This is a genomic window from Aminobacter sp. P4_H6_2 (genome assembly GCF_056400805.1).
Genome location: NZ_JBFUKO010000653.1, coordinates 1 through 2898, shown reverse-complemented (window position 1 = coordinate 2898; position 2898 = coordinate 1). Strand labels below are relative to the sequence as shown.

1 protein-coding gene is annotated in these 2898 nt (G+C 64.0%); it reads right to left on the bottom strand.

Annotated elements, in window-relative coordinates; translation table 11 throughout:
- Nucleotides 1-2898: type I polyketide synthase (locus AC1DUU_RS28115; protein WP_476786628.1), on the bottom strand; the 2898-nt coding region annotated here is incomplete at both ends.

The window sequence follows — 2898 nt, the reverse complement described above, 5'->3', positions numbered from 1 at the left end:
GCCCGCGATGACCTGCGCGAGATCTCCCAGGCCACCGGTGATCAGATAGACGCCGCCTTTGCGAAGCGGGCTGGCTTCTGCGCTGGCGTCGGCCAACAAAAGCTTCTCGTAGCTGCGGACCCAGCGCTTGCCGTTTCGATAGGCAACCGTTTCAGAAGCGGGCGAAGCGAAGATATCGTCCCACAACTGGTCGATTTGTTGGCCCAGTAGCAAGCTAGCGACGTCGCTTGCCGGCTTCCGTGACCGCAGCAAGCCGCCCTTCTCTGGCAGCGGCGGTGCGGAAAATTCGAGGTCGATGATGCGGACCGTGGCGCCTTGCATCTCCTTTGGCATGACGAGCGCTGGACCAAGGACGGTGGCTTTTTCCGGGTAGGGCAGGGCCTCGCTCCCCACCCGCTGCATACCGTTTGTCACGACCGTGATCTGCGGCTCGAAGCCCTCGATGTCGCCCAGCGCCTGCGCGGTGAAAAACAGGCTCTGGAAGCCGCGTTCCTGATTTCGGCTGAAGAAGTTGGAGCCAGGGCGGAAGGTTTCCGCACCCGTTACGAGCCAGAGGTGCACGATGCGTTCAGGGACGCCGCCGTCGCCGGCAAGTCCAGAAAACAGCGCGTCATAGCCTGGCCGCCCTTGTTCGGGGCACAGCGTGTAGTCGTCGGCGCCATGTCGAACAAAGCCGTCGCCTGCCTTGACCGTCGCAACGCGATGTCCCTTGGCGCGAAGCCGCTCGACTAGTGCTGAACCAAGGCCGGTCTCGTCCACGAAAATAAGCCAGGACGCGGGTTGGGTGTCGGCGTCGATCGTCACGTCAGCCAGCGCCTGTCTCCAGCTTGGACGGTAACCCCAATCCGCCATATCAGGCAGCTTGGCGATGAAGTCCTGTTCGCTCTCGTTTGCTGCCGCTGCGACGCTGCGCTCGATGAAGTAGCGCTGATGCTGGAAAGGATAGGTTGGCAGCGACACGCGGCGCGCGCCGCTTCCCTCCCATAGCTTGGTGAGAGTCACATCGAGCCCGGTCGCCCAGGCGCGGCCCATTGCGGCGAGGAAGTGCACGCGGTCGTCGGTGACCTCGTCGGCATGCGGCAGGCTGTTGATGACCTGGTTCGCCTCGATGCCGGGCTGAAGCTTGACCAGCGACGACAGGGCGCGGCTCGGCCCGACCTCGACATAGACACGCCCTGGCTGCCCCGAGAGCGTGGCCAAGCCCTTGGCGAAATTCACGGTCGAGCGAAGATGCCGGACCCAGTAGAGCGGGTCGCGCGCCTGAGTCTCGCTGAGCCATTCACCGGTCAGGTTCGAGACGATCGGGATGGTCGGCGCGCGCAGGTCGATGCCGCGGAGGAAGGCTTCGAATCGGCCCAGGATAGGGTCCAACATCTGCGAATGCGCGGCGATGTCGATGGCAATGCGCGATGCGTCGATACCGTTCTCGGCCAGCCTGTTGCTCAGCGCTTCCAGATCCTCGTTGCGGCCCGAAACCACGCAGAGTTCAGGTGCATTCACCGAGGCGAGATCGAGGGCCGGGTTCATGTGTTGCGATAGCGCTTCGGGTGACAGCGGAACTGACAGCATGCCGCCGGCCTCGACCGTGTCGAACAGCTCGCCGCGCAGACGAACGAGATTGACCACGTCCCGGAAGCTCATGACGCCTGCGATGCAGGCAGCGGCATTCTCGCCCATAGAGTGGCCGATCAGCGCCGATGGCTTGATGCCCCAGCGCAGCCACAGGCGTGCGATGGCGATTTCGACAATCAAAATGGCGGGAAGTTGTACCGAGGGCAGCAGGAAATCCCTGGCCGCCTGGGATGGGTCGGTGTCGCGGGCGAGCCAAACGCGGCGGATCTCGGATGCGGCTTCCGATTTGAGATAGTTCAAGCCTTCATCGACCGTCGCTCGGAAACCTGCGTCCTCGGCGTAGAGGCTGCGCGTCATGCCTACATGCTGCGCACCGCCTCCGGGGAACAGGAACACGGCATTTGCGGCTTCGATCGTGCTGTGGGTGTGGGCGCGCTTCGGGTCGGAACCGGAGAGTAGGGCCATCGCCTCGTCGCGGCTGCGTGCCGCGACGGCGCGGCGATGTTCGAAGTGCTTTCGGCCCGCAAACAACGTGTAGGAGACGTCGGCAAGCGCCGGTGATGGCTGTCGCACCAGTTCCTCTCCGACTTGCTCCATCGCACGGTCGAGCGCCTTGCGGTTCTTGGTGGCAAACAGGAAGAGCTGTGGCTCTCGTTCGCCCGTGCTCKCTGTACCGGCTGCCGGCTTGGGCGCTTCCTCAAGGATCGCATGCGCGTTCGTGCCGCCGACGCCGAGCGAGTTCACTGCCGCGCGTCGCGGCCCGGCGCCTTTTGGCCAGGGGGTCAGCTTGTCATTGACGATGAACGGGCTACGAGCGAAGTCGATAGCAGGGTTGGGCTTTTCGAAGTTCAGCGTCGGCGGCATTTCGCCATGCTTGAGCGCCAATRTCGTCTTGATGATGCTGACCACACCAGCGGCGGTGTCGAGGTGCCCGATATTCGATTTCACCGAGCCTACACGGCAGAAGCCGGTGCGCGCAGTGCTCTGCCGGAAAGCCTGGGTCAGCGCCTCGATCTCGATCGGATCGCCGAGATAGGTGCCGGTGCCATGGCATTCGACATACTGGATGTCATCGGCTGAGACACCGGCGAGACCTTGCGCCTCGATAATCGCCTCGGCCTGGCCGGTGACGCTCGGCGCGAGATAGCCGGCCTTGCTGCTGCCGTCATTGTTGACGGCGGTCGCCTTGATGACAGCGTGGATGATGTCACCGTCGGCGAGAGCGTCTGACAAGCGCCGCAGAACGACCACGCCGGCACCGCTGCCGAAGACGGTGCCGTCGGCGCGATGGTCGAAGGCGCGGCAATGGCCGTCGGTCGAGAGAAT